The organism is Sinorhizobium sojae CCBAU 05684 (assembly GCF_002288525.1).
GTDB lineage: Bacteria > Pseudomonadota > Alphaproteobacteria > Rhizobiales > Rhizobiaceae > Sinorhizobium > Sinorhizobium sojae.
This window is the reverse complement of the sequence record NZ_CP023068.1, coordinates 1163244-1188628: the sequence shown is the minus strand read 5'-3', so window position 1 is coordinate 1188628 and position 25385 is coordinate 1163244. Positions and strand designations below refer to the sequence as shown.

21 protein-coding genes and 1 pseudogene are annotated in these 25385 nt (G+C 61.4%); 11 read left to right on the top strand and 11 right to left on the bottom strand.

Annotation, left to right across the window (positions count from 1 at the left end; all coding sequences use genetic code 11):
• Positions 1-1140, top strand: coding sequence for an amino acid ABC transporter permease (locus SJ05684_RS23135; protein ID WP_034858528.1), 1140 nt, complete (start codon positions 1-3; stop codon positions 1138-1140).
• A 112-nt stretch (positions 1141-1252) separates the two neighbouring features.
• Positions 1253-2485 carry a MalY/PatB family protein gene (locus SJ05684_RS23130; RefSeq protein WP_050980176.1) on the top strand — a complete coding sequence of 411 codons (1233 nt, stop codon included), beginning with the start codon at positions 1253-1255 and terminating at the stop codon, positions 2483-2485.
• Between the two features lie 10 nt (positions 2486-2495).
• On the opposite strand, the gene SJ05684_RS23125 is transcribed toward SJ05684_RS23130, so the two are convergent.
• From SJ05684_RS23125 to speB, 6 genes are all read right to left on the bottom strand, one after another.
• Positions 2496-3461, bottom strand: coding sequence for a bile acid:sodium symporter family protein (locus SJ05684_RS23125; RefSeq protein ID WP_050980177.1), 966 nt, complete (start codon positions 3459-3461; stop codon positions 2496-2498).
• 13 nt (positions 3462-3474) lie between these two features.
• On the bottom strand, positions 3475-4908 hold the full coding sequence (locus tag SJ05684_RS23120) for an NAD-dependent succinate-semialdehyde dehydrogenase (protein ID WP_095694356.1): 1434 nt from the start codon (positions 4906-4908) through the stop codon (positions 3475-3477).
• A 22-nt stretch (positions 4909-4930) separates the two neighbouring features.
• Positions 4931-6523 carry a gamma-glutamyltransferase gene (gene ggt / locus SJ05684_RS23115; protein ID WP_034858531.1) on the bottom strand — a complete coding sequence of 531 codons (1593 nt, stop codon included), beginning with the start codon at positions 6521-6523 and terminating at the stop codon, positions 4931-4933.
• A gap of 10 nt (positions 6524-6533) precedes the next feature.
• Positions 6534-7919 (bottom strand): aspartate aminotransferase family protein, encoded by a 1386-nt coding sequence (locus tag SJ05684_RS23110; RefSeq protein ID WP_034858533.1) that lies wholly within the window; start codon positions 7917-7919, stop codon positions 6534-6536.
• A 209-nt stretch (positions 7920-8128) separates the two neighbouring features.
• The gene (locus SJ05684_RS23105; RefSeq protein WP_034858534.1) at positions 8129-8968 is read right to left on the bottom strand and encodes a transporter substrate-binding domain-containing protein; all 840 of its coding nucleotides are present in this window, start codon (positions 8966-8968) and stop codon (positions 8129-8131) included.
• Between the two features lie 52 nt (positions 8969-9020).
• Positions 9021-10088, bottom strand: a complete 1068-nt coding sequence (gene speB / locus SJ05684_RS23100) for an agmatinase (RefSeq protein ID WP_034858535.1) — start codon at positions 10086-10088, stop codon at positions 9021-9023.
• A 190-nt stretch (positions 10089-10278) separates the two neighbouring features.
• On the opposite strand from speB, the gene SJ05684_RS23095 reads away from it, so the two are divergent.
• The 7 genes and pseudogenes from SJ05684_RS23095 (at position 10279) to treY (ending at position 19131) form a co-directional block, all read left to right on the top strand.
• Positions 10279-10977, top strand: a complete 699-nt coding sequence (locus SJ05684_RS23095) for a GntR family transcriptional regulator (protein ID WP_034858537.1) — start codon at positions 10279-10281, stop codon at positions 10975-10977.
• Positions 10978-11007: 30 nt separating this feature from the next.
• Positions 11008-11733: an ABC transporter permease gene (locus SJ05684_RS23090; protein ID WP_034858544.1), complete on the top strand. Its 726-nt coding sequence runs from the start codon at positions 11008-11010 to the stop codon at positions 11731-11733.
• Entirely contained in the window at positions 11733-12437 is a 705-nt protein-coding gene (locus SJ05684_RS23085; protein ID WP_034858547.1) for an ABC transporter permease, read from the top strand. The genes SJ05684_RS23090 and SJ05684_RS23085 overlap by 1 nt, the downstream gene beginning before the upstream one ends.
• 11 nt (positions 12438-12448) lie before the next feature.
• Positions 12449-13252 (top strand): ABC transporter ATP-binding protein, encoded by an 804-nt coding sequence (locus tag SJ05684_RS23080; protein ID WP_034858549.1) that lies wholly within the window; start codon positions 12449-12451, stop codon positions 13250-13252.
• A 209-nt stretch (positions 13253-13461) separates the two neighbouring features.
• Positions 13462-13654: pseudogene (locus tag SJ05684_RS30570) on the top strand (tyrosine-type recombinase/integrase); the annotation flags it as partial.
• 175 nt (positions 13655-13829) lie between these two features.
• Positions 13830-15947 carry a putative bifunctional diguanylate cyclase/phosphodiesterase gene (locus tag SJ05684_RS23070; RefSeq protein ID WP_083846261.1) on the top strand — a complete coding sequence of 706 codons (2118 nt, stop codon included), beginning with the start codon at positions 13830-13832 and terminating at the stop codon, positions 15945-15947.
• 592 nt (positions 15948-16539) lie between these two features.
• On the top strand, positions 16540-19131 hold the full coding sequence (gene treY / locus SJ05684_RS23065) for a malto-oligosyltrehalose synthase (protein WP_034858554.1): 2592 nt from the start codon (positions 16540-16542) through the stop codon (positions 19129-19131).
• A 14-nt stretch (positions 19132-19145) separates the two neighbouring features.
• Here treY and SJ05684_RS23060 read toward each other — a convergent pair whose 3' ends face one another.
• The 5 genes from SJ05684_RS23060 to pcaD form a co-directional block, all read right to left on the bottom strand.
• The gene (locus SJ05684_RS23060; protein ID WP_034858556.1) at positions 19146-20201 is read right to left on the bottom strand and encodes a 3-carboxy-cis,cis-muconate cycloisomerase; all 1056 of its coding nucleotides are present in this window, start codon (positions 20199-20201) and stop codon (positions 19146-19148) included.
• A gap of 70 nt (positions 20202-20271) precedes the next feature.
• Complete coding sequence (gene pcaG, locus SJ05684_RS23055; protein ID WP_034858558.1) at positions 20272-20886, bottom strand: protocatechuate 3,4-dioxygenase subunit alpha; 615 nt, start codon at positions 20884-20886, stop codon at positions 20272-20274.
• Positions 20887-20896: 10 nt separating this feature from the next.
• The gene (gene pcaH, locus SJ05684_RS23050) at positions 20897-21646 is read right to left on the bottom strand and encodes a protocatechuate 3,4-dioxygenase subunit beta (protein WP_034858559.1); all 750 of its coding nucleotides are present in this window, start codon (positions 21644-21646) and stop codon (positions 20897-20899) included.
• 118 nt (positions 21647-21764) lie between these two features.
• Positions 21765-22160 (bottom strand): 4-carboxymuconolactone decarboxylase, encoded by a 396-nt coding sequence (gene pcaC / locus SJ05684_RS23045; protein WP_034858560.1) that lies wholly within the window; start codon positions 22158-22160, stop codon positions 21765-21767.
• Positions 22153-22965, bottom strand: a complete 813-nt coding sequence (gene pcaD / locus SJ05684_RS23040; protein ID WP_095694355.1) for a 3-oxoadipate enol-lactonase — start codon at positions 22963-22965, stop codon at positions 22153-22155. The genes pcaC and pcaD overlap by 8 nt, the downstream gene beginning before the upstream one ends.
• Before the next feature lie 96 nt (positions 22966-23061).
• Between pcaD and pcaQ the strand changes: the two genes are divergently transcribed.
• Entirely contained in the window at positions 23062-23988 is a 927-nt protein-coding gene (gene pcaQ / locus SJ05684_RS23035) for a pca operon transcription factor PcaQ (protein ID WP_034857575.1), read from the top strand.
• A gap of 148 nt (positions 23989-24136) precedes the next feature.
• Positions 24137-25252: a TRAP transporter substrate-binding protein DctP gene (gene dctP / locus SJ05684_RS23030; protein ID WP_034857577.1), complete on the top strand. Its 1116-nt coding sequence runs from the start codon at positions 24137-24139 to the stop codon at positions 25250-25252.
• Positions 25253-25385: the final 133 nt, after the last annotated feature.

The window sequence follows — 25385 nt, the reverse complement described above, 5'->3', positions numbered from 1 at the left end:
ATGACCACAACTCTCCCCGTAACGCCGGCTTTCCATCACGAGTATGTCCCAGCCACTCCGCCGCCGTCGGACATCCGGCCGAACGCTGTGACCTGGGCGCGAACGAACCTGTTCTCGAGCCCGTTCTCATGCCTCTTGACTGTATGCTTCACCGGATTGGCGGTGTGGCTCGTCTCTCAGTTTCTGAGTTTCGCGTTGTTCAATGCCGTCTGGAGCGGTGACAGCGAAGCCTGCCGCGCGAATCCCGATGGTGCATGCTGGTCATTCATCCGTGCCAAGCTGAACTATCTCCAGTACGGAGCCTATCCTGCCACCGAGCGCTGGCGCGCCGACCTGACGCAGGTGATCGGGGTCGTTTTGATCGCTTGGCTTCTTTGGCGGAACGCTCCGCGCCGGAACACGGCAGCGCTCCTGTTCTTCGGCGTGTACCCGATCGTTGGGTTCACTCTGCTTCGCGGCGTCGAAGCGATCGGCCTGCCTGTCATCGACACCACCCTCTGGGGCGGGATGATGATAACGCTCCTGATGTCGGTCGTGGGGATTGTGTTTTCGCTGCCGCTGGGTGTCGTCCTGGCTCTCGGCCGACGCTCCGAGCTACCGATGGTCAAGGCTGTTTGCGTCTTCTACATCGAGGTTGTACGCGGTGTGCCTTTCATCACCGTTCTCTTCATGGCGAACTTCATGATGCCTCTCTTTGTGCCGGAGGCGCTTACACCCGACAGGCTGCTGCGGCCGATGATCGCAACCGCGCTCTTCTCGGCCGCATACATGGCAGAAGTCGTGCGCGCCGGATTGCAGGCCATCCCGAAGGGACAATACGAAGGCGCCCAGTCCCTTGGGATCGGGTACTTTACGATGATGAGGCTGATCATCCTGCCTCAGGCCTTGACTATCGTCATTCCCGGCATCGTTTCGACATTCATCGGCCTGTTCAAAGATACGACGCTGGTGGCGATCGTCGGCATCGCAGACTTCCTGCGCGCGGTTGAAACGGCCCGCATTGATCCGAATTGGGCGGGACCAACGATCTCCTCCACCGGCTACCTCTTCGCCGCGATCATCTATTGGTTCTTCTGCTTCGGAATGTCCCGATACTCGCAGTCTGTCGAACGTCACCTCGCGCGCGGTCATAAATCATAGGAGTTGTCGATGTTGCACCGCAGTTCTTGCGACAGATCTGAAGTGACTTGTATCGATCTTCTTGTCAGCGCGGCAGTTCGCGCAGCCGATAATTTCCAGGAAATCTGAACCAATGACATACTCACAGCCGGGCGTGCCGGCGGCCAGGAAACTGGGCGCGGAGGAGTTTGATTTTGGCGTTGTCCACGATCGCAGCCAATTCGGATCTGCGAAATGGGCCAATCAATGGGATGAGTTCTCCCCTCGTGTCGAGGGCGAAGGGCTGGTCTCTCTCTGGACGGCCGACATGGACTTCCGGGCGCCGGAGCCAGTGATCGCGCGCCTGCGGGAGGCTGTCAATCATGGCATCTATGGCTATACGAAGCGCGATCCGCGGCACTATGAAATCGTCAAATCATGGTTCGAGCGTCGCCACAACTGGGGCGTGGATCAGGCGACCCTGCTTCCCGCCCCTGCCATCATGCCTTCGGTCGCGGCAATACTGCGGACCTTCACGCAGCCCCGAGACGGCGTCATCGTACAGGCGCCAGTCTATTCGCCGTATTTTCAAGTTGTCCGTGACAACAATAGGACGCTCCTGATCAACCGCTTGAGACTTGTTGAGGGTGGTTACGAGCTCGACCTGAATGACTTCGAGCGCTTGGCTGCAAACGGGGCGCGCGCCTTCTTGTTGTGCAACCCGCACAACCCTGCTGGGAAGGCCTGGACGCGCGAGGAACTCGAGAGCTTGGATTCGCTATGCGAGCGCTACGGCATTCTGGTCATCTCCGACGATATTCACTGCGACATTCGCCTGAACGACCGTCCACACGTCGTATTTTCCTCAATCGGCGAGGGCGCGGCAGCGAAGTCCTTCATCTGCACAGCCCCTACCAAAACGTTTAACTTGGCCGGAGTGCCTTCGGCCACGCTTTCTATCGCCGATTCCAAGCGCCGGGAGGAATTGTTCCGGGTTATGCAAGCTTCGTTCATGGTGAACGCCAATTTCTTTGGGCGCATAGCTCTGGAGGTCGCTTATACCTCAGGCGATCAGTGGCTGGACCACCTGACACGCTATATTCGCGACAACGTCAATCTTGTATTGAGCCGGGCCGCCGAATCGCTTCCGGGTATCTCCCCTATGCGACCCGACGCCTCGTTTTTGGTCTGGCTAGACGCACGGGAAGTGGACGCAAAGGTTGGAGGCGTACATCGCTTCTTTGTCGAACGAGCCGGCGTCAACCTGTACGATGGACGCGTTTATGGGCCAGGGGGAGAGGGCTTCATCCGGCTGAACGTTGGTTGCCCCCGCTCGGTCCTCGAGGAAGCTTTGGCACGTATGGCGAGTGCCCTTTCATCGCTTTAGGCTTTGTCCGTCATGCCGCCTCAGTCGCAGCAGAATACTTCTGTGCAATCATGGCGCAGACCATCAACTGGATCTGGTGGAAAAGCATCAGCGGCAGAACGATCGCTCCGATCGACTGCCCGGCGAAGATGACGCTTGCCATTGGTACCCCACTGGCAAGGCTCTTCTTCGATCCACAAAACGTAATGGTGATCTGGTCTGGCCTGTTGAACCCCATGAGGCGGCTGCCGCGCATAGTGAAGGTCAGCACAAAAGCGAGCAGCAGCATGTCGAGCCCGATTACGACGGCGATATCTCTCAAAGAGAAAGTTTGCCACAGTCCCTCGACGACCGCTTTGCTGAACGCGAGATAGACAACCATCAGGATGGAGCCTCTATCGACAGGAGTCAGAAGCTTCTTATTCGAGCGTACCCAGTTTCCGATCCACGGCTGCAACATCTGTCCCAGGACGAATGGCGCGAGCAATTGCAGCAGAATTTTTTCCATGACACTCGACGATAACCCGCCATGGAAGCCGACGGAGAAGAGCAGTCCGACGAGAAGAGGCGTCAGGAACATACCAAGTATGTTGGATGCGGACGCCGAGCAGATGGCGGCCGGAACATTTCCGCCTGCCACCGACGTAAATGCGATCGATGACTGCACGGTGGACGGCAGGACACACAGGAAGAGGATGCCGAGGTAAAGCGGCCGTGGCAGGATCGAATCCGGAAGGAGGCCAAACGCCATGCCGAGCAGTGGAAAAACGGCGAAGGTCGTCAGCAGAATGACCAGGTGCAGACGCCAATGCAGGATGCCCGCAATGACAACATCGGTGGACAACCGCGCGCCGTGCAGAAAGAAGAGAAGCGCAATCGCGAGACTTGTGGCAACGCCGAAGTGATCCGCAAAACCACCGCTTGCCGGAAGCAGCGAGGCAAGGACGACGCTACAGACGAGCAGGGTCGTGAAAGTATCGGGCAAAAACCTGCGCATGGTGCTCCTGACGTCAAATCGCTTCTGTAACCAGCTTGATGTTGAAGAAATTGTCCATCGCCTCTGTTCCACCTTCGGACCCGTAGCCCGAGTCCTTTATGCCGCCAAAGGGAACCTCTGGCAGCGCCAGTCCATGGTGATTGATTGAAATCATTCCGCTTTGTACGTCGCGGCTCAGTGCGGCGCTCGTTTTCCCGGATGTGGTATAAGCATAGGCGGCCAAGCCGTAGGGGAGGCGATTCGCTTCCGTAATGGCGGCGTCATAGGTCGAAAATGAGCTCACAACAGCGATCGGGCCGAAAGGCTCCTCATTCAAAACCAGGGCGCTCAGCGGCACATCTGTAAGAACGGTGGGTTTGTAGAAATTCCCTCGGTTTCCAATCCGCTTGGCCCCGGTCGCAACCTTTCCGCCCCGCGAGACGGCATCAGTGACCAGCAAATCCATCGCTTCAAGCCGTCTGCCGTTTGCAAGCGGGCCCATGGTCGTGCCGGAATCCAGCCCATTGCCCACCTTGACAGCCTCTGCGGCCTTCACGAAGCAGTCAAGAAACCGCGCGTATATCTTCTCTTGTATAAGGAAGCGGGTCGGGGCGACGCAGACTTGGCCGGCATTGCGAAATTTTGCTCCGGCCAGGATCCTGACTGCGAGATCGACGTCGGCATCATCGAACACAATTGCCGGCGCGTGACCGCCAAGTTCCATCGTCACTCGCTTCATGTAAGCACCGGCGAGAGCAGCAAGCTGCTTGCCAACGGAGGTCGATCCCGTGAAGGAGACCTTGCGAATGACCGGATGGGGAATGAGGTGGTTGGAGATATCCGCGGGGATGCCGAATACGAGATTGAGCGCGCCGGCCGGCAAGTTTGCGTCCGCGAATGCGCGAACAAGTTCGGCACAACTCGCCGGCGTCTCCTCCGGTCCCTTCAGAATGACGGAACAACCGGCCGCAAGACCGGCTGCCACCTTGCGCACGGCCTGGTTCAATGGAAAGTTCCAAGGACTGAAGGCGGCGACCGGACCGACCGGCTCCTTGACGACGACCTGCCGAACATTGACGGAGCGGGAAGGGACGACACGACCGTATGCCCGCCGCGCCTCCTCGGCAAACCAGTCGATCATGTCGGCCGCCGCCAGAGTTTCGGTTTTTGACTCCGCGACTGGCTTTCCCTGTTCGAGAGTCATGATCGTCGCGATCGTCTCAACCCGGTCCCGCAGTGACTGGGCAGCCTTGTGCAGCAGTTTAGCGCGCTCAAATGCGCTGATCCGAGACCAGGCCGTGAACCCGGTGGCGGCTGTGGCGAGGGCTTCGTCGAGATCATCCCGCCCGGCATTCGCCACGGTTCCAATGACCTCGTCGGAGGCAGGATTGACGATCGAAAGGCGTTCTTTCGATCCGTCCCGCCAGATGCCGCCGATATAGAGGTGCGTTTGCGGATATTCGGACATCACCTTCTCCGATGCTCTGAAATCAGTACCCAAGGGCGCAACCATCCTTGCGATGATCAGACGCGCCGAGCAGGGATCCGTGTTGATGATCGATCCACACCGCCTGCGCTCCGCCGATGGCCCATTTCGGTGGGATCACCTGGAAGCCGCGGCCCTCGAGGTCTTCGCCGATCGCAGTTCGAATTGCTTCCTCGGCTTCGACCGTCCGGGTGCCGGGGAGGGGGAACAGACGAGGAAGCTCGACCGCGGTTTGGATATCCATGCCAAAGTCGAACAGCTTCGACAGAAAATGCGCATGTCCCATTGCCTGATAGTGCCCACCCATGACTCCGAATGAGAGGACGGTTTTGCCGTTCCGCGTGACCATTCCTGGAATGATCGTATGCATCGGCCTCTTGCGTGGACCGATCGCATTCGGATGCCCGTCCTTCAGCACGAAACTCTGGCCGCGGTTGTGGAACAACACCCCCGATTTCGGAGCCATGAGACCGCTACCGTAAGGGTGGAAGATGGAATTTATGAAACTGACGGCATTGCGATCTTTGTCGACCACCGAGATGTAGACGGTGTCGGAGTGCTCGACACCATCGATGAGACCGCCCGCGTCGCAAACCTCGTCCGGTCTGATGATGGAGGCAAGCTCGTCTGCAAGTTCGTCCGACAAAAGAAAATCGACCGGTACGTTTGATGTTGCCGCGTCCGCCAGCCATCGCTCGCGCGCAGCATAGGCAAGCCGGGTTGCCTCGACTTCGATGTGTAGGTTGTCGGCATCGAGAGGATCGCCCGACGGGGTGAAACGCTCCAATATCTTCAGTATCATGAGAGCAATGATGCCTTGCCCATTGGGAGGGCATTCATGAATCGTCCATCCACGATAGCTTGCACTGATGGGCGTAACGTATTCCCCCGCGGCGGAGGCGAAATCCTCGTGGGTGTGCAGGCCGCCGCGCGCCTGGAGGTATGAGACCATGTCTTCCGCGACGTCGCCCCGATAGAATGCCTCCCGGCCATACTTGCCGATCGCCGACAAAGTCTCGGCAAGCTCCGGCTGACGCTGAACCGACCCGACTGCGGGAGCTTCATCATTGTCGAGGAAAATGCGTCGCGTCGACGAATCGAGCGCCAGTATCGCGCGCTGATGCGATATGTCGGCAGCAACGCGCGGTGTGATGGCGTAGCCATCCCGCGCAAGCGCGATGGCCGGCGCCAAGATATCGGCCATGGACATGCGTCCATGATCCGCGACCAACCGCGTCCAGGCATCGACGGCGCCCGGAATAGTCACCGCGTGAGGCGAAGACCGTGCGATCTCTGAGAGACCTTGGTCCTTGAACCACTTGAATTCAGCGGCGGCGGGTGTGCGACCCGAACCGTTATAGGCGATGACCTGGTCGCTGCCGTTGGGAGCCAGCAAGGCGAAGCAATCGCCGCCGACACCTGTGGAGCCGGCTTCAACCACACATTGGACCGCACAGGCCGACACGGCCGCATCGATGGCCTTGCCGCCGCTTTTGAGTAGTTCGATGGCGGTCAGCGTTGCCATGGGATGAGAGGTCGCTGCCATGCCGCTGCGGCCAACTGCAATCGAGCGCCCGGGCTGTTCGAAGTTCCGCATGGAATCGTCCTTATGAATAGAGGTTGCTGGCGCGCACCCACGCATATGTGTCATCGAGCGCCTTTTCCGAGCGGTCGAACATGTCGTTGATTTGCGTTTCCGTGATGACGAGGGGTGGGCAAAGAGAGTAGTTGTCGCCGATGGCGCGCGTGACGACGCCGTGCGCCTGCGCGCGTTTGCCGGCGTGGGTCGCAACGCCGTCCGTCGGCCTGAAGGGCTCCTTGGTTTCCTTGTTGCGCACAAGCTCGAGCGTACCGATCAAGCCGCGTCCGCGCGCGCTTCCGACGAGCGGATGTTCCGCGAGCGCGCGGAGTCTTCGTTGAAAGAGCGGCGCAACATTCCGGACGTGCCCCACAATGTCTCTTTCTTCGTATATTTTCAGAGTCTCCAGCGCTACCGCAGTGGCGACCGGGTGCCCGCTGTAAGTGAAGCCGTGGCCGAAGGTGCCGATCTTCGCGCTTTCGGCGACGATGGCCGCGTGGACCTTCTCGTTGACCATCAGTGCAGAAATCGGCTGGTATGCCGCCGACAATTGCTTGGCCATGGAAATCATGTCGGGCTGCATGCCGAAGCTCTCGGAGCCGAACATCGTCCCAAGCCGGCCGAAGCCGCAGATCACCTCGTCTGCAATCAGCAAGATATCGTACTTCCTGAGTACAGCCTGGATCTTGTCGTAATAGGTTGGCGGGGGGACGATGCAGCCGCCTGACGCCATCAGTGGCTCGGCGAAGAAGGCGCCAATCGTGTCGGGCCCCTCGGCAAGAATCAGATTTTCGAGCGATACGGCGCAACGGGTCGCGAATTCCTCCTCCGTCTCCCCAGAAAGACCATAGCGATAATATTCGGGACAATCGGTATGAAGCACCCCGTCGATCGGCAGGTCGAAATCGCGATGATTGTTTGGCAATCCGGTGAGACTTGCGGAGGCAATCGTCACCCCATGATAGGCGCGCCAACGGGAGATGACTTTCTTCTTTTCCGGTTTGCCGATCGCGTTGTGGTAGTACCAGACGAGTTTCAGCGCCGTGTCGTTGGCTTCCGAACCCGAATTGGCAAAGAACACTTTCGACATCGGGACCGGAGCAAGGCGGATCAACCGTTCGGCAAGTTCGATTGCCGTCTCGTGCGATTTTCCACCAAAGCTGTGATAGAAGGGCAATTCCTGCATTTGCCGCATGGCAGCGTCGACGAGCCGTTGTTCGCTAAACCCCAGCGACGCGCAAAACAGGCCACCGAGTCCCTCGATATACTTGTTGCCTTCGCTGTCGATGATGTAGATCCCTTCTCCCTTGGAAATCACAAGCGGACCGTCCTGCAAATGCTGGGACGCATTCGTATAGGGATGAAGGACAAACGCCGCGTCGCGCGCTTCCAGGGAATTGAGAAGAATGGTCACGATAGATCTCCGGTGGTGATCTGCCGCATGCCTCCTCGAATCGATCGGGGATTTTTGCGCATGCAGCAGTTCAAAGTGCCACAGCGGCCATTGCGCGTCCGATAGGACGCGCGGTGCTGCAGGCGTGTTGAAAATTCGCAGCAGTTCGATGCAGCCGCCGGACTTTCGAGCGTCCGACGGCTGTCTGTCTCGCGGGCCAGATGGTGGGCTTATTCGAGGTCGATCTTCATCCACTTCTTTGCAAGCGTGTTGATCGTCCCATCAGACTTCGCCGCGCGGATCGCCTCATCGAACATGGCCTTGAGTTCGGTGTCGTCCTTGCGAAGGCCGGCAGCGATACCGCGGCCGAATACCCCCCCGGTGAAGGTCGGCCCCGCAATGGTGTAGTCTTTGAAGTCCTCCTTCGACAGCGTCGCGGTTAGCGATGTCGTCTGCGCTATCACGGCCTCGATGCGACCCGCCTGCAGATCGAGGTCGTGTTGCTCGACGGTCTTGTATTCGCGCGGTTCGACGACATCCTTGAAATAGGTGTCAAGGAACGCAACGTTTGCCGTGGAGACCTGCGCGCCGACGGCCTTGCCGTTCAGCGCGTCGCGAAGAGGCTGCAATTCCTGCTCGACCTTCGTTTGGTCGCCCGCAAGATCGACGGTCGTTCCGGTACCCGGGAGATTTGCGAGCGGACCCGATTTTTCAACCATGAACGCTGCCGCGGTTGGAGCGTAGGGTTCGCTGAAGGAGATGACGGCAAGGCGCTTCTCCGTGACGATCATCGATGCCATGATGACATCGAATTTCTTGGCGGTCAGAGACGGGATAAGCCCGTCCCAGTCCTGCGCGACAATGTTGCATTTGATCTTCATGCGGCCGCAAAGATCATTGGCGAGATCGACCTCGAAACCAGTAAGCTTTCCGTCGGGTCCTGTGAAATTCCACGGTTCATAGGCGCCTTCGGTGGCAATGGTGATTTCGGTTGGCCTGCTCTGGGCCTGGGCGCTGCCCGCAGCGGCGGCCAGTACCATGCTGGCGAGCGCAAGTTCGGTTGTCCTCATTTCATTCCCCTTCTTGGTTTGGCGCCCGTTATTGAGCGGCCCTTGCCTTTGATCAGCGTGATGGCTCGGCCTGCCGGGACGCGCGGATCCCTATCGCCTCTGCGGCCAGGCAGAGGATTTCGAATAGAACCTGAGCGGCGATCTGCGCCGTATTCGTGGTCGGATCGTATTGCGGCGCGACCTCGACGACGTCGCCGCCGACGATGTCGAGGCCGGAAAGGCCGCGAAGAATGCCGAGCGCCTGTGCGGAGGTAAGCCCTCCGACTTCCGGTGTTCCCGTGCCTGCCGCGAATGCCGGGTCCAGGGCGTCCACGTCGAAGCTGACATAGGTTGGGCCGACACCTGCCACCGCGCGCGCCTTCTCGATCACAGGCTTGATGCCGAGTTCCTCGACCTCCTCGGCGTGAACGACCGTCATTCCGGAGGCGTAGGAGAACTCCCAGAGATATTCGGAATTGCCGCGGACACCGATCTGTATCGTCCGGCGGGGATCCAGCACGCCCTCGAGCACGGCCTGTCGAAAGGGGCCGCCATGATGGAATTTGCAGCCCTCGAACGACCCGCTGGTGTCGCAATGAGCATCGATGTGGATCATCCCCACCGGCCGATCGCGACCGACGGCGCGGAGCAATGGCAGTCCTATGGAATGATCGCCGCCGACCGAGAGCGGCACAACGCCGGCGTCCACCACGCCGCGAACATAGCGCTCGATATCCTCGTGCGAACCAGCCAGATCGAAACGGCTGCGGAAGGGCACGTCGCCCACATCTGCGACACGGACGTGCGCCGCTGGGACCGCACGCAAGACGTGATCATAGGGCCCGACCCTCTCGACGTTGCGAACGGCGCGAGGTCCGAATCGCGCACCCGGGCGGTTCGTCACGCCCAGGTCCAATGGAATGCCGAGAAGCGCAACATCAATGCCTGTAAAGCGCGGCGCGGCATCTTGCCGAAGAGGTACTTTCAGCAAAGTCGGAACGCCGAAATAGGGCGCTTGGCGGCTGTCGCCCTCGCCGAAGACCTGATCCGCGACCTTGCGAAACTCCGGATCGAAGATGTCAGCCCCGGAGGCGTTTCCATATCGGGCTCGCAGTTCTTCGAGGCATAAGATCTCGGGCATTCAAAATCCTCCAATCGCTCGTTCGGTCCACCGGGTCTTGATGATTCGGCTTCTCGATAAAATCCGATTGAATGCTGTGGGCAATGTTGTATACATATTCGTATTCCACTTGATCTGGCAAGCGGAAAATCGATATCGTTCTTCACGGCGGTCCGGAATTTAGCCCGCGGACGATGAAAGGGGATTTGGTTTGACACTCGGCAAAAAGGAACCGCGCGCCTCGCTGCGTGAAACGACATATGCTCGACTGAAGGATTTGATCCTCACCGGACAGCTGCGGCCTTCCGAGCGACTTTCCGAAAACGCCCTCGCAACGAGACTGGGGGTTAGCCGCACGCCTCTTCGCGAAGCTTTGATGAAGCTTGAAGAGGAGGGATTGGTGGTCGGCCAAAGAAACCTCGGCTATACGGTATCCGACCTGGATATCACCGCCTTCTGCAACCTCCTGGTCGTCCGGGAGGCTCTCGATGTCTGTGCGGCCCGGCTCGCCTGCGCCACGGCGACGGAAGAAGACCTCGACAGGCTCCGCGGCGTCATCGCGCAGATGGTCGAGCTCAAGGAAAGCGCCAAGGACACGCCTTCCGATGCGGCGCGAAACCTCGATCTCGGTCTCTACATCCACCGGGTCATCCTGGAGGCGGCGCGCAATGATGCGCTCACTCGCTTGAGCGAGCAGGTCTATCAACAGCTGCGGCTGGCGCTCTGGCTCGAGGTTCTCTGGGTGGATCTCGAACACACCGATCTGGATGAGCACCGCGCCATTGCCGATGCTATCTGCGCGCGCGACCCCGAAGCGGCCGAAGCGGCTGCGCGGGCGCATGTTCAGAGCTCCCTCAAGAACATGTCGAAACTGCAGCGCATTTGGGCGCACCGACGGACTATCGACTGATCTGCCGGGAGCAGATGGGCGGGGACACGCATGGAACTCATCGACAGGTATTTGGCGCTCGTCGGCTTCGGCGAGACCGGTTGGGGCGCATTGCTCCTTAGTGCATCGGCCATGACCCTCGGGGTCTCGGTCTGCGGCTTCCTGACTGGGACGCTCCTCGGATCGGTCGTCACTTTCATGAAGCTGTCGCGGTACATCGTGCTCCGCTGGCTGGCGGATGGTTACACGACCGTGCTCCGCGGCGTGCCCGATCTGCTTGTCATCTACCTCTTCTATTTTGGCGGCAGTGCGTTTCTGGGGTCCCTCGGCGGTCTCTTTGGCTATGAAGGCTTCATCGGCATGCCGGCCTTCCTCACTGGCACATTGGCGCTCGGCGTGGTTTCCGCTGCATATCAATCCGAAGTGTTTCGCGGTGCCTTCAAGTCCGTCGCCGGCGGCGAACTCGAGGCGGCGAGTGCGGTCGGGATGCGGCCCTGGCCGAAGTTTCGCCGCATCGTCGCGCCCCTGGTGCTGCGCTACGCCATTCCCGGACTGGGCAATACGTGGCAACTCGTGCTGAAGGAGTCGGCGCTGATTTCCATCACCGGCCTCGTGGAACTTCTGCGGCAATCTCAGATCGCGGCCGGATCGACGCGGCGCCCATTCGAGTTCTACCTGACTGCCATCGTCCTTTATCTCGTCATCACCTGGGCATCGTCGATCGCCTTCCGCCATTTGGAAGCGAGAACCATGCGCGGCACCCGGAGTTCTCTGTGATGGACATTGCATTCATGTGGGAGACGTTTCTCATCCTCCTGACGGGCGTGCCGCTCACACTGGAGCTCGCCGTGACGTCCATTTTTGCTGGCGGCATCCTTGCGTTTTTTCTCTCGCTTCTTGCGGTGGTCGGAGGGCCGGTCGGCCGTGGTTTCACCCGGGGCTACGTCTTCGTCTTCCGAGGGTCGCCGTTGCTCGTGCAGATGTTCCTCATCTATTACGGTCTCGGGCAATTCCGACCGATGCTGCAGGAAATCGGCCTCTGGGCAATCTTTCGCGAGCCCTATTGGTGTGCGGTGATCGCACTGACGCTGAACACGGCGGCCTATACCAGCGAGATTTTCCGCGGGGGCTTGCAGGCAGTTTCCGTCCAGCAGGTTGAGGCAGCACGTGCCTGCGGCATGTCGGGCCCGCTTCTGTTCAGGCGCATCGTTCTGCCAATCGCCATCCGGCATGCACTTCCAGCCTACGGCAACGAGGTCATCTTGATGCTCAAGGCAACGGCGCTGGCCTCCGTGATCACCATCATGGAGGTCACCGGCCTTGCGGGGAAGCTGATTGCCGACAGCTTCCGAGCCTTCGAGGTCTTCATCGTCGCCGGTGCGATCTATCTTGCGATCACCTTCCTCGTCACGCGTTTGATGATGATCATTGAATTCTGGCTCTCGCCCCATCTCCGCATGAGGCCACCAACTCTGGCATAACGGGAGTACGTATGTCTGACAGGGGAACGTTTCTCACGGCTGACAACAAGAACAGCGCAGCCGCCGTCTCGGTCAAGGACCTCCGCAAACGCTTTGGTCCGCTTGAGGTTTTGAAGGGAGTTTCCCTCGAAGCCCAGGAAGGAGAGGTGATCTCGATTCTCGGCTCATCCGGATCCGGAAAGTCGACGATGTTAAGGTGCATCAATATGCTCGAAGTGCCCGACAGCGGTGAAGTCCGTATCGGCGGTGAAATGTTCCGGTTGAAAAAAGGGCGATACAAGACCGAGCCAGCCGATCGGCGGCAGGTCGATCGCCTGCGCGAACACATTGGAATGGTATTCCAAAGTTTCAATCTGTGGTCGCACATGACGATACTCGAGAACGTCATCGAAGCCCCCGTGCACGTACAAAAGCGCAATCGCGCTGAATGCATTGAAGAGGCGGAGGCTCTACTCGAGCGGGTCGGTATCGGCGACAAACGCAATTTCTACCCTGGGCACCTGTCTGGCGGGCAACAGCAACGGGCCGCAATCGCGCGTGCGCTAGCGCAACGACCGAAGGTCATGCTCTTCGATGAGCCGACATCCGCACTCGATCCGGAGCTTGTCGGCGAAGTGCTGAAGGTCATGCGTTCACTCGCTGAAGAAGGCCGAACTATGCTCGTGGTCACCCACGAGATGGCTTTCGCACGCGACGTATCCAGTAGAGTTGTGTTTCTGCACAAGGGCGTTGTCGAGGAAGAGGGGCACCCTGCCGAAGTTTTTCGAAAGCCAAGGTCCGAGCGCTTCAGGCAGTTTCTTTCGAACGAGCGGTAGTCTTATGAGCTCTTCGCCACCTTGCTTACGATCCGCGACGTGACATCAGCGCTGACCGCCCGGGCCACTACCTCCCCTTCTGATGCGTGTTGCGTCCAGACGCAAGCATTCATTGTTACCGGCGCAATTCGGCCCGCATGATGGGAATCCGACGGAGGGGGCTGGACTGGTCGCGTGGGCTGCGATTGCAGATGAGTGATCTCGTAACTCTGGCCGGGATCGCCAAGCCCGCGCCGCTGCACACCCTGCGGCACTGCTTTGCCACCCACCTTTTGGAAGCCAACACCGATGTGCGGGTGATTCAGGTTCTTCTCGGACACGCGACGTTGACCACGACCGCCCGCTATAAGCACGACCATGAAGAAGCTTCAGGACCGGACGCTCCGACGCGGACTGGAGTAGCACCCGGGTCGGGTGATCCGGCCAAGACTGGATCGCCCGAGCGATTCAGCACACATCAAAGAAGATCACGTCCAAGACACAGTTGGCCCTTCGCCCGACCGCTGCTCCATCCTAACTGAACGGTAATCTGTACCGTCTATGCGAGGACGGAGACATTCTAGGGTGGCGTTGTCCAATGGTAACCGTTCTCAATTGTATTGCCGTCGATCACAATCTGGGCCTTGTCCTCGTCGCGGCCCTTGTGTGTCTCTTTGGCTCGGCAGTCACCCTGAGGCTGTTGCGCCGCTCGGTGGATGCCCCCGACGGTCAGCGTGTAGGCTGGCAATTTCTTGCGTCGGTGGCCGGGGGTGGAGGGGTGTGGGCGACCCATTTCGTCGCGATGCTGGCCTATGAAACGCCAGCGCCCGTTTCGATTGATGCGCCACTCACAATCCTGTCCCTGGTGATCGCCATGGCTGGCCTGTTCGCAAGCTTTCTCGTCAGTGGAATCCGAATGAGCCGTGTATTTCCCGCACTCGGGGGTGCCATGGCGGGTCTTGCGTTTTCCGCGATGCATTACACCGGCATGTTCGCCTACCGCGTCGTGGGCCTCGTCGAATGGGAGCTTGGATATGTGGTCGCCTCGATCCTGCTGACCGTCATGTTCTCGACTGTATCCGTGGCGCTGACGTGGCTCCGCCCGGTCGGAGCGGGACGCTCCTGGATTGCACCCGCGCTACTGGTGACCGGCATTGTCAGCCTGCATTTTACAGCGATGGCGGCATTCCGCGTGACGCCGGTGGCGGGCAGCTTTCCTGACATCGACGCTCAGGCAGTTGTGGCGCTCGCTCTCGCCATTGCCGTGGCGGCACTGATCATTCTGGGGGCCGGCCTGGCGAGCTATCTGATTGACACGAATGCGCAGGCCGATTCCCGCGAGCGGCTGCGCCACCTTGCTGCGCATGACGCCCTGACCGGTCTCCCCAACCGTTCGAGTTTCAACGACTGCCTGAAAAGGAGTATTGGCGATGCCAGGGCAGGGGACACGAAATTCGCCATCATCTGCGTCGACCTTAACCGCTTCAAAGAGATTAACGACACGCTCGGTCACAGCGCCGGCGACGAGGCCTTGCGCATCGTCGCGAGTCGCATGGCAGACTCTCTTGAAGACGGCGAATTCGTGGCTCGGCTTGGCGGCGACGAATTCGCTGCTGTCAAACCGTTCGTCGATCGGAGCGAAGTGCACGCCTTTGCGAGCCGACTGTCGGACGTTTTCAATCGGCCGATGCGCATTAGCAGCATGGATGCGGAAGTCGGAGCGAGCATTGGCGCGGCGATCTGGCCCGACGATGCGGAGGACCTTGACGAACTGATCAACGACGCAGATTTGGCCATGTATCACGCCAAGCACGCATTTCTCGAATCGGTGTGCTTCTACGATGCTGGGATCGGCGAGACCGTGCGCAAGCGCCGAAAGCTGGCGGAAGCGTTGCGCAACGCGCTTGAGCATGATCAGCTCGGTATCTACTACCAGGTGCAGATGTCGCTATCGAGCGGCGAGGTTCGCGGCTATGAGGCCCTGCTGCGCTGGACCCACCCTCAATTCGGATCGATTCCTCCGTCGGAGTTCATTCCCGTCGCCGAGGAAAATGGCCTCGTCACCCCGCTTGGAGCCTGGGTCCTGCGTCGGGCCTGCCAGGACGCTGCCACCTGGGCGTCTCCCTGCCGGGTTGCGGTCAATGTTTCGGCGGTCCAGTTCATGGACGCCAACTTGCCGCGCCTCGTCCAGGAGGTGCTGATAGAGACCGGGCTGCCGCCGCACCGCCTCGAACTCGAACTCACCGAGACCGCGCTCATCAGGGACAAGACACGGTCACTCCACATCATGCGGCAAATCAAGGCGCTTGGGGTGGGCGTTGCACTCGATGATTTCGGCAGCGGCTATTCTTCTCTAGAGACCCTGCGGAGCTACCCGTTCGACAAGATCAAGCTCGACCGTGCCTTCGTCGAGGGTATCGAGCGCGATCGACAATCCAAAGCGATCGTCAGAGCCGTTCTGACGCTTGGCAAGAGCTTGGACATCCCGGTCCTGGCGGAGGGGATCGAGACGGAAGACCAAATAGCGATCCTCCGCGCGGAAGGTTGCGATGAAGGCCAGGGATTTCTGCTTGGCAGACCGTCGCCCAATGTCGAACTCGCGACGCAGGGCGGGCCGGCCCCGTGGGAAATGATCGGGTACCCGTCCGGCCACCACCGGTCGGTAGATGTGGAGGATGCTGCGCCGTCGCCGATTCGCCGAGGTGTGAACGCCTGAGAGGAGCCTTACTTCGGTCGGATCGCGCCGCCGGCTGCTTGTCATAGCAGCCCTGAGGAGGGTGGCGGGGATACTCGCGTCGATGCGGTGAACTCGCAAGCCGCACGCTTCCGAAGTTGCTGCCGTCATCAGAACGACGACCGCTGGCGCGGCCAAAGCCCGGCTGATGAGACGGCGTTAGCTGTAGTAGTATCAAGCGCAGCGATATGCGACCTGTTTCCATATTCACTCGAGGGACGAAGCTCAAGGGATTCCCGCACCCCGCGGCGCCTCCTGGGCTCACGTCCGGAAATGTATGGAGGAGGGATCATGGATCATTCAGTTGTTTCGACCGAGGCGGCGGCGACACCATCAAGCTTTTTGATGGGGGGCAGGCGAACGTGGAGCGGAACTACGCGATGTCGAGCTCAAGTTGGCGGGACTCACTGAGCAGCGGGTCGCCGCCGGTGCGGCAGTACGGGAAGAGTTTCGAGCACGCTTTCGCCCTTGGCAATGGCCCCTCTTGCGCCCGCCGCAACTGCCGCAGGCGCAGCTTTCCGGAACAATATGCCACCGATGGTGTTGAGCCGGGGAGAGAGCCAGCCAAACCGTGATGCATTCGCCCGACGCAACCTACCGGCTGCAGTTTCGCAACGGGATGGACTTCGCCAAAGCCGTGGAGTTGATCCCGCATTTCGTGGCGCTCGGCATCTCCCATCTCTATGCGTCGCCCATCTTCACCGCCGTCGAGGGCTCGACGCATGGCTACGACGTCGTGAACTATAACGAGATCGACCCCGCTCTGGGCGGCGAGAATGGTTTCCGTAGCCTCGTCGCGGCGCTCAAGGCCCAGGGGCTCGGCATCGTCCTCGACATCGTGCCGAACCATATGGCCGCGCATCTTGAGAATGGTTGGTGGCACACTGTCGTCGAATGGGGCCGCGACAGCGCCTATGCCGATCATTTCGATATCGATTGGCATCAGCGCCTCACTTTGCCGTTCCTCGGCCGCTCTTTCGACGAGGAGCTTGCAGCCGGCACCGTCCGCGTCGCCTTCGACCGTGGACGCAACTGTCTGGCACTCGGCTATTACGGGGCGCATTACCCGCTCCATCCGGCGAGCTACGGGCAGGTGCTCGAAGGCGCGCATCCGTCGCTCGGGAAATTCGTCGCCATCGCCGCTGCGTCGGAGCCGGCAGAGGCTGACCGGTTTCACGCGCGGCTGGCGACGCTTCTGCAGAAACCTGCCGCGATCGCCGCGCTGGACGAGCAACTCGCGACGTTCTCCGCCGACCGCCGGCGCATGCAGGATCTGCACGCGCTGCAGCCTTGGAGGCTGATGGACTGGAGGAGCGCGCGCGACCATTTGAGCTATCGCCGGTTCTTCGAGATCGCCGGGCTCGTCGGCGTCCGCGTCGAGGACCCGGCCGTCTTCGCGGATACGCATCGGCTGGCGCTCGATCTCGTCCGGGAAGGGCTCGTCGATGGGCTGCGGATCGACCATGTCGACGGCCTTGCCGATCCCGAGCAATACCTCAATCGGCTGCGGCAAGCGGTCGGCAATCGGACTTTCCTCGTCGTCGAGAAGATCCTGGAGGCGCAAGAGACCTTGCCGCCCGAATGGCCGGTCGAGGGCGCGACGGGTTACGAGTTCATATCCGCCCTGGTGGAGCTGCTCGCTGATGAAGAGGCGTCCCTCCTTTGGAACGAGACGAGTGGAGCGCAGGCGGCAAGCGCCGTCCGCGATTGCAAGCTGATGCTGCTCCGCCATAACTTCAATGCCGAAGTCACGCGGCTTGCAAGGCTCATGGGGGAGAGCGCGGGCGACGGTACCGCCGAGGCCATTCGCCAGCTGTTCGCGGCCCTTGCCGTCTACCGGACCTATGTCACAGATCGCGGCGCAACGGCGCGTGACCGCCGGATCATCGAAGAAATCGCCGCCAAGGCGTCGGATGCGGCGCCGGCTGTGCAGACGGAAATAGATCAGGTGGCCGCTGCGCTGCTCGACCCGGCAGGCCGGCCCGCGCGGGGAGAGTTCCGGACGCGGTTTCAGCAGTCGAGCGGCGCCGTCATGGCCAAGGCCGTGGAGGATACTTTCTTCTATCGGCGGGGCGACTATCTGGCCGCGAACGAGGTGGGCGCGGATCCCTGCTGGCGGCCGGGCGGCCCGCGGCGCTTCCATGCGATGATGCTTCGTCGCGCGAGCGAAATGCCGAAGGGGCTCTCGGCGACCTCCACCCATGACACCAAACGCGGCGAAGATGCGCGCGCCCGGCTGTACGTGATCAGTGAGGCGCCGGAGCTTTGGGCAAATGCCGTTCTCCGCTGGCATGAGATCAATGCGGGCGCGATCCGTTCCTTGCCCTCAGGCGAGGCGCCGGAAGCCTCGGTGGAGCAGTTCCTCTACCAGAGCCTTCTCGGCACCTGGCCCGTCGCGCCAATTGGCGAAGGCTCGCTTTCGGCGCTCAGCGAGCGCATGCATGCCTTCGCCATCAAAGCCGTCCGGGAGGCGAAGCTGCGGACGAGCTGGGACGGGCCGGACGAGCACTATGAAGCGGCGGTCACGGCGTTTCTGGCCAAGGTTCTCGATTGGCGGAACCGGGCGTTTCTTGAAGATTTCGGCGCGGTGGCGCGGCCCTTCATCCGCGCCGGTCTGGTCAACAGCCTCTCCCAGACGCTGGTGAAGCTGACCGCGCCGGGAATTCCGGACATCTACCAGGGCAGCGAGCGCCTCGACCTCTCCCTTGTCGATCCCGACAACCGCCGGGCGTTCACGCCCGTCTCCCTGCCCGCCGAAGCGCCGCGAAACCCGACGGAAGGCAATTTCGAGGATTGCAAGCAATGGCTGATCGCCGAATGCCTCCGCTTTCGCCGACAAACCGGAGCGGATCTGATGCGGAGGGGCGATTACCGTCCCGTCGAGGTGGAGGGTCCCGGCGCCCGGCACGCGGTCGCCTTCATGCGCCTGAGGGAGCAGGAATGCGCGATCACCGTCGTCCCGCGGCTCGTCTTCGGCCATCTGGACGAGACGAGGCTCCTTGTCGGGACCGAGCTATGGCGCGAGACCGGATTGCTCTGGCCCGAAGACGGCGAGCCCAGGCAGCTCCAGAACCTGCTGACCGGAAGGCTCGTCGCGGCGCGACGCCGGCTGCCGCTTGGCGAGATCTTCGGCGGTTTTCCCGTCGCCTTCCTTGTCCAGGCATGAGGGCAGGTTGGGTATCAAACGCTTCCGAGCCGGCGGATATTGCCCGCAAGCTCGAGACCGAGCCGGAGCGACGCCGCCGTCGCGCCGACAATCTGCGGCAACAGCAGCCATTCGAGCGTCAAGGCCGAGCCGGAGCGCTCCTGCTCGTGCACCAGCGCATGATGAATGCCGGAAACCTGTGTCGCATTGAACCGTGCGAGGCTCACCAACACCTCGGCGGCGACCGGGTTCTGCTTGTGCGGCATGGCCGAGGAGGCGCCGCCGCCGGAAAGCATGATCTCGTCGCCGGCCTGCGCCATCAGCGCCACGTCCTGGCCGAACTTGCCGAGACTGCCGGTGATCAGCGACAAAAGGTGGACGAAATCGGCGATTGCGGAGCGCTGGCTGTGCCATTGCGGCCAATCGACCAAGGCAAGCTCCTCCGCGAGCGTTTCGCGCACCGCGTCTGCCTTGTCCTCGAGCTTGTCGAGTGTGCCGGCCGCCCCGCCGAACTGCACGGCGAAAACGCTCGCCTCCATGGCATCGAGCCGGTCCTGCTGGTCGAGCAGCGGTTCGAGCCAGGAATGCAGGCGATCGGCAACGGTGATCGGAATGGCCGCCTGCATGCGGGTGTGGGCGGTCAGCGGTCGCGACCCCCATTGACGCCCGCAGTCCTCGATCGCCGATACCACGGCCCCGAGACGGCCGGAGAAGAGCCCGGCAATCGCCTTCAGGCGCAGCATCAGGCTAGTGTCGATCACGTCCTGGCTGGTGGCGCCGAAATGAACATAGTCGGCCGCCTCTTCGCCGACGGCGCGGCGCAACTGCCGGACGAGTTCCGGCACGACGACGCCGTCGACCGCCGTCGCCCGCCGCAGGGCCGCAACATCGGGGGAAAATCCCCGGCAGGCCGCGGTAATGCGATCGGCCGCGGCCTCTGGTATGATCGCATGCCGCGCCTCGGCCCGCGCCAGCGCAGCCTCGAAGGAAAGCATGGCGCGGATGTCGGCGACCACGGAAAACTCCGCCGCCACCGCCTCGTCGCCGAGGAGGCCGGAAAGATAGGGATGGTCAAAGGCCGAATAGGTCATGGCACGTCTCCAGCTTTCACGTCCTCCCGCCCACGGGCGAACGGAGGTCACGGCACGGACGTGCCAGGGATCATATATCCAGGAAGACAGTTTCCTTTTCGCCCTGGAGATGAATGTCGAAGAGATAATTAGGCGCCGTGCCGCCGGCGACAAGCGTCTCGGCTCGTTGGCGATACTCGATCCGGCCAAGCAGCGGGTCCTCGGCATTCGCGGCCGCCTCGTCGGGGAAATACATGCGTGTATGCAGGCCGAGATTGATGCCGCGGGCGACGATCCACAAGGTGATGTGCGGTGCCATCAAGCGGCCGTCCCTCGCCGGCACGCGGCCCGGCTTGACGGTCCGGAAGGTGAAGGTGCCGTCCTCGGCGCCGGTCGGGCAGCGGCCCCAGCCGGTAAAGTTCGGGTCCGCGGTGCCGCGCAGTTCCGACGGCGAATTGTAGAACCCGGCGGCATCGGCCTGCCAGATCTCGACAAGCGCATCCTTGAGGGGCACGCCCGCGCCGTCGATCACCCGGCCGGTCACGGTGATGCGTTCGCCGAGCGTGTGGTCATTGACCATCGCCGAGCCGAGATCGCTCTCGTAGACACCGGGGATGCCGCAGAAGTTCGGGGTGAGTCCGATATGGACATAGGGGCCCGCCGTCTGCGAAGCGGTTTCCTTGAGGTAGCCGAGATCCTGTACCATCGGTATCCCCTCAATTGCCTTCCGGCCGGTTCTCGAAGAAGGTCGAGCGGCGGCCGCGCAGCACGATGTCGAACTTGTAGGCCCGTGCGTCCATCGGGATCGTATTGGCCCAGTCGAGCGGCGCGATCAGCTGCTCGATTGCCCGCCGGTCCGGGATCGTGCCGACGATCGGACATTTCCAGATCATCGGATCGCCCTCGAAATACATCTGGGTGATCAGCCGCTGGGCGAAACCATGGCCGAAGATCGAGAAATGGATATGCGCCGGGCGCCAGTCGTTGACGCCGTTCGGCCAGGGATAGGCACCCGGCTTGATGGTGCGGAAGCAATAATGGCCGTTCTCGTCGGTGATGGTACGGCCGCAGCCGCCGAAATTCGGATCGACCGCCGCCAGATAGCTTTCCTTCTTGTGGCGATAGCGCCCCCCGGCATTTGCCTGCCAGAATTCGAGCAGCGCGCCTGGAACCGGACGACCGCGCTCGTCCAGCACGCATCCATGCACGATGATGCGCTCGCCGATCGCGCTTTCGCCGGGCTTTGCGAAATTGTGGATCAGGTCGTTGTCGAGCTCGCCCAGCATGGAATGGCCGAAGACCGGGCCGGTGATCTCCGAGATCGTGCCGTCGAGCGAAAGCAGAGCCTTCTGGGGTGAGCGCAGCACCGAGGTCTTGTAGCCCGGGGTGAAGGCCGGCGGATGCCGGCCGCGGTCGCGCGGGAAGAAGGCGCCCGTTTCGGGCCGGCCGTTATCATGGTTGGACATGGTCGCTTTTCCCTCCCTAGAGCATTTTGCAGTCAGGTGGAATCACCTGACGTGGCACAAATGCGCCGAAAACAAACAGATAGAGCGGTAGCGCGAACGCAGGTGAGCGCATTCCACTCTAGGCCTTCTCGGCACCCATCTCGCCAAACGCCTTCTTGGCGATCTTGATGGCGTGGTTGGCCGCCGGCACGCCCGCATAGATCGCCACATGCAGGAGCGCCTCGCAAATGTCCTCACGGCTGGCACCGGTATTGGCGGTGGCGCGGACATGCATGGCGACTTCCTCGTCGTGGCCGAGGGCGGCAAGCAGCGCGATCGTCACAATCGAGCGCTCGCGCTTCGTCCAGGTCGGCCGCGACCACACATGGCCCCAGGCCGCTTCGGTGATCAGCTCCTGAAAGGGCCGATCGAAATCGGTCGCCGCCGCCTGTGCCCGATCGACATGCGCATCGCCGAGAACGGCGCGGCGTGTCGCCATGCCCTGGCGCTGGCGATCGGAAGGCGCTTCACTCATGGGACTTCTCTCCAGTCTTTACGGATTCGAAAAAGCCGCGCAGCACCGCAAGCAGCGCCTCCGGCTGTTCGACGCAGGGAATGTGGCCGGCGTCGCGGATGATCTCGAAGCGGGCGCCGGGAATGAGCTTGGCGGTGGAGCGCACCAGGTCGGGCGGCGTCGAGCCGTCCTGGTCGCCGGCAATGCAGAGAACCGGCACGGCGATCTTGCCGGCGGCGTCGGTATAGTCGGCGTCGCGGATCGCCGCGCAGGTGCCGGCATAGCCCGCCACCGGCTGGCGCACCAGCATGTTGCGATAGCCGGCATAGGCGACGTTTTCCGGCCGGCGGAAGGCCGGCGTGAACCAGCGCTCGAGCACCCCGTCGGCGATCGCCGCAAGCCCCTTTGCCTCGACCGCGGCGATGCGTTCGTCCCACATCTCGGCCGTGCCGATCCTGTGGGCGGTGTTGGAAAGCACGAGCGCCCGCACCAGTTCCGGGCGGCGCTGATAGAGCGCCTGCGCGATCAGGCCGCCGACCGAAAGCCCGCAGACGATCGCATTCTTCACCCCGAGCTGATCAAGAAGACCGGCGAGGTCGGTCGCAAGCTCCTCGATCGAATAGGGAACCTGGCCGATATCGGAAAGGCCGTGGCCGCGCTTGTCGTAAAGAAGGATCGTATGGGCGCCGGCAAGCGACAGGGTGACATCGCGCCAGATGCGAAAATCCGTGCCGAGCGAATTGATGAAGACGATCAGGGGCTTGTCGGTGACGGCGCCGATCAACCGGTAATGGATCGCGATGTCGTTAATGTGGGCGAATTGCACGGCGGTATCTCCTCCCTCACCAAAATGATTATTTCATCTGGTTAGGTAAAATGATATTTCGTCGGCTTCAATTAACCTCGGGGTTATGGGTGGTCCATGATCGATGCTCGGATCAAGTTTCGCCATCTGCAGACATTTGTAGAGGTCGCGCGCCAGAAGAGCGTCGTGAAGGCGGCCGAGCTTCTGCATGTCACGCAGCCCGCCGTCACCAAGACCATCCGCGAACTCGAGGACGTGCTGGGCGTCGCCGTGATCGAGCGCGAGGGGCGCGGCATCAGGATCACCCGTTACGGCGAGGTCTTCCTGCGCCATGCCGGAGCGGCTCTGACGGCCCTGAGGCAAGGGCTCGATTCCGTCTCGCACGAGCGCGTCGGCGATCTGCCGCCGATCCGCGTCGGCGCGCTGCCGACGGTCTCGACCCGCGTCATGCCCCATGCCATGACGCTTTTTCTCAAGGAGAACACCGGCGCCCGGATCAAGATCGTCACCGGCGAGAACGCGGTGCTGCTCGAGCAATTGCGTGTCGGCGATCTGGACCTCGTGGTGGGGAGGCTTGCGGCTCCCGACAAGATGACCGGCTTTTCCTTCGAGCACCTCTTCTCCGAACAGGTGGTCTTCGCCGTGCGCGCCGGCCATCCGCTGCTTACCGACAGGGCGGCGATCTTCGCTCATCTCGGCGACTATCCGGTGCTGATGCCGACCCGGGCCTCGATCATCCGCCCCTTTGTCGAGCGCTTCCTCATTGCCAACGGCATTGCGGGGCTGCCGAACCAGATCGAGACGGTGTCCGATGCCTTCGGCCGCGCCTTCGTGCGTTCGAGCGACGCCATCTGGATCATCTCGAACGGCGTCGTCGCCAGCGACGTCGAAGACGGCACGCTTGCGACCCTGCCGATCGATACCAGCGAAACGCGGGGGCCGGTCGGCTTCACCATGCGCACCGACGCCATCCAGTCGCTGCCGCTCTCCATTCTGATGCAGACGATCCGCGAAGCGGCGGAGGCTGTCGTCGCCAAAGCTTAAGTGCGTTCCTGTCCGGCAGGCCGATGCGGCTCAGCAGCGTGAGCAGCGGCGGCAGGTGATTCGCCTGCAAATGGCGTGAAGCCGCGAAGTGTGGTTAAATGACGGCCAAGGCACGGCAATTGTGCCTAAGATAAGCAGGGAGGAGAAAATGCGCGAAGTAAAAGCGCCATCCCGGCGTGTTTTCCTGAAAAAAAGCGGACTTGTCGCGGGCTCTGCCGCCACCCTTCTGGCAGCGCCCTGGGTGCGCAAGGCCGGCGCGGCCGAAACCATCGTCTGGAAGGTGCAGACCTCATGGCCGGCCGGCGTCGGCCTGGAAACATTCCAGAACTGGTGCGGCAGCATCAAGGAAAAGACGGGCGGCGAACTCGAGTTCCAAGCCTTCAAGGCCAAGGATATCGTCGGCGATTTCGAGCTCTTCGACGGCGTCAAGAACGGTGTTCTCGAAGCGATGAACTCGTTTTCCTTGTATTGGGCCGGCAAACTACCGGCGACGGCCTTTCTGAGTTCCTACACCATGGGCCTGCGTTACCCGCATGAATGGGACATCTTCTTCTATTCGAAGGGCGGTCTGCAGGTGGCCCGCGACATCTATGGGGCGCAGGGTCTCTATTACGTAAACCGCATTCATCACGGCGCCAACATCATCCATTCGAAGACGCCGATCCGCTCGATCGACGATTTCAGGGACTTGAAGCTGCGCGTTCCGGGCGGCATGATCGCGGAGACCTTCGCCAAGGCCGGAGCGAAGACCACGCTGCTTCCTGGCGGCGAGGTGTTTTCGGCGCTGGAGAAGGGCACGATCGACGCGGCCGACTATACCGGCCCGGCGGTCAACTGGGCGCTCGGATTCCAGCAGGTGACCCAGTACATCTCGATGGGACCGCCGGGGCTGATGGCGCTCCACCAGCCGGTCGACCTCATGGATTTCGCGGTCAACATGAATGTCTGGAACAACCTGCCCGATAAGCTGAAGCAGTTCGTCGAGGACGAAATCGCGGTCTATTCCAACATTCACTTCGGTGCGATCCAGGAGGCCGACATGGAGGCCTGGCAGAAGTTCCTCGACGCCGGCATCGAGATCAACCGGCTCGGCCAGGACGATGTGCAGCGCTTCCAGGAAATCGCCGTGCCGATCTGGTTCGAATGGGCGAACAAGGACAAGGACGCGGCCCGCATGTTCAAGCTGCAGCTCGAGATGATGGAAAACCCGACCCTCGGCTATGTCACGCCCGACATGTATCAGGGCCTGTCCGTCGATCTCTAAGGCGCGATGCAGTTGCAGCGTCTTTCGTGCGTCCTGAAGGATGATGACGTGGTCAGGTCGTCCCATTGTGCGGCAAAGACAAACAAATAGAGCGGTTGCGCGAACGCATGTGCGTGCATCCCGCTCTAATGGG

Excerpts from the sequence above, each read along its gene's own strand:
- SJ05684_RS23080 (WP_034858549.1), top strand. The coding sequence starts at position 12,449 with ATGTCTGACAGGGGAACGTTTCTCACGGCTGACAACAAGAACAGCGCA.
- treY (WP_034858554.1), top strand. The coding sequence starts at position 16,540 with ATGCATTCGCCCGACGCAACCTACCGGCTGCAGTTTCGCAACGGGATG.
- SJ05684_RS23105 (WP_034858534.1), bottom strand. The coding sequence starts at position 8,968 with ATGAGGACAACCGAACTTGCGCTCGCCAGCATGGTACTGGCCGCCGCT.
- dctP (WP_034857577.1), top strand. The coding sequence starts at position 24,137 with ATGCGCGAAGTAAAAGCGCCATCCCGGCGTGTTTTCCTGAAAAAAAGC.
- SJ05684_RS23135 (WP_034858528.1), top strand. The coding sequence starts at position 1 with ATGACCACAACTCTCCCCGTAACGCCGGCTTTCCATCACGAGTATGTC.
- SJ05684_RS23120 (WP_095694356.1), bottom strand. The coding sequence starts at position 4,908 with ATGTCCGAATATCCGCAAACGCACCTCTATATCGGCGGCATCTGGCGG.
- SJ05684_RS23085 (WP_034858547.1), top strand. The coding sequence starts at position 11,733 with ATGGACATTGCATTCATGTGGGAGACGTTTCTCATCCTCCTGACGGGC.
- SJ05684_RS23125 (WP_050980177.1), bottom strand. The coding sequence starts at position 3,461 with ATGCGCAGGTTTTTGCCCGATACTTTCACGACCCTGCTCGTCTGTAGC.
- pcaH (WP_034858559.1), bottom strand. The coding sequence starts at position 21,646 with ATGTCCAACCATGATAACGGCCGGCCCGAAACGGGCGCCTTCTTCCCG.
- speB (WP_034858535.1), bottom strand. The coding sequence starts at position 10,088 with ATGCCCGAGATCTTATGCCTCGAAGAACTGCGAGCCCGATATGGAAAC.
- ggt (WP_034858531.1), bottom strand. The coding sequence starts at position 6,523 with ATGCGGAACTTCGAACAGCCCGGGCGCTCGATTGCAGTTGGCCGCAGC.
- SJ05684_RS23060 (WP_034858556.1), bottom strand. The coding sequence starts at position 20,201 with ATGACCTATTCGGCCTTTGACCATCCCTATCTTTCCGGCCTCCTCGGC.
- SJ05684_RS23130 (WP_050980176.1), top strand. The coding sequence starts at position 1,253 with ATGACATACTCACAGCCGGGCGTGCCGGCGGCCAGGAAACTGGGCGCG.
- SJ05684_RS23070 (WP_083846261.1), top strand. The coding sequence starts at position 13,830 with ATGGTAACCGTTCTCAATTGTATTGCCGTCGATCACAATCTGGGCCTT.
- pcaG (WP_034858558.1), bottom strand. The coding sequence starts at position 20,886 with ATGGTACAGGATCTCGGCTACCTCAAGGAAACCGCTTCGCAGACGGCG.
- pcaC (WP_034858560.1), bottom strand. The coding sequence starts at position 22,160 with ATGAGTGAAGCGCCTTCCGATCGCCAGCGCCAGGGCATGGCGACACGC.
- SJ05684_RS23090 (WP_034858544.1), top strand. The coding sequence starts at position 11,008 with ATGGAACTCATCGACAGGTATTTGGCGCTCGTCGGCTTCGGCGAGACC.
- pcaQ (WP_034857575.1), top strand. The coding sequence starts at position 23,062 with ATGATCGATGCTCGGATCAAGTTTCGCCATCTGCAGACATTTGTAGAG.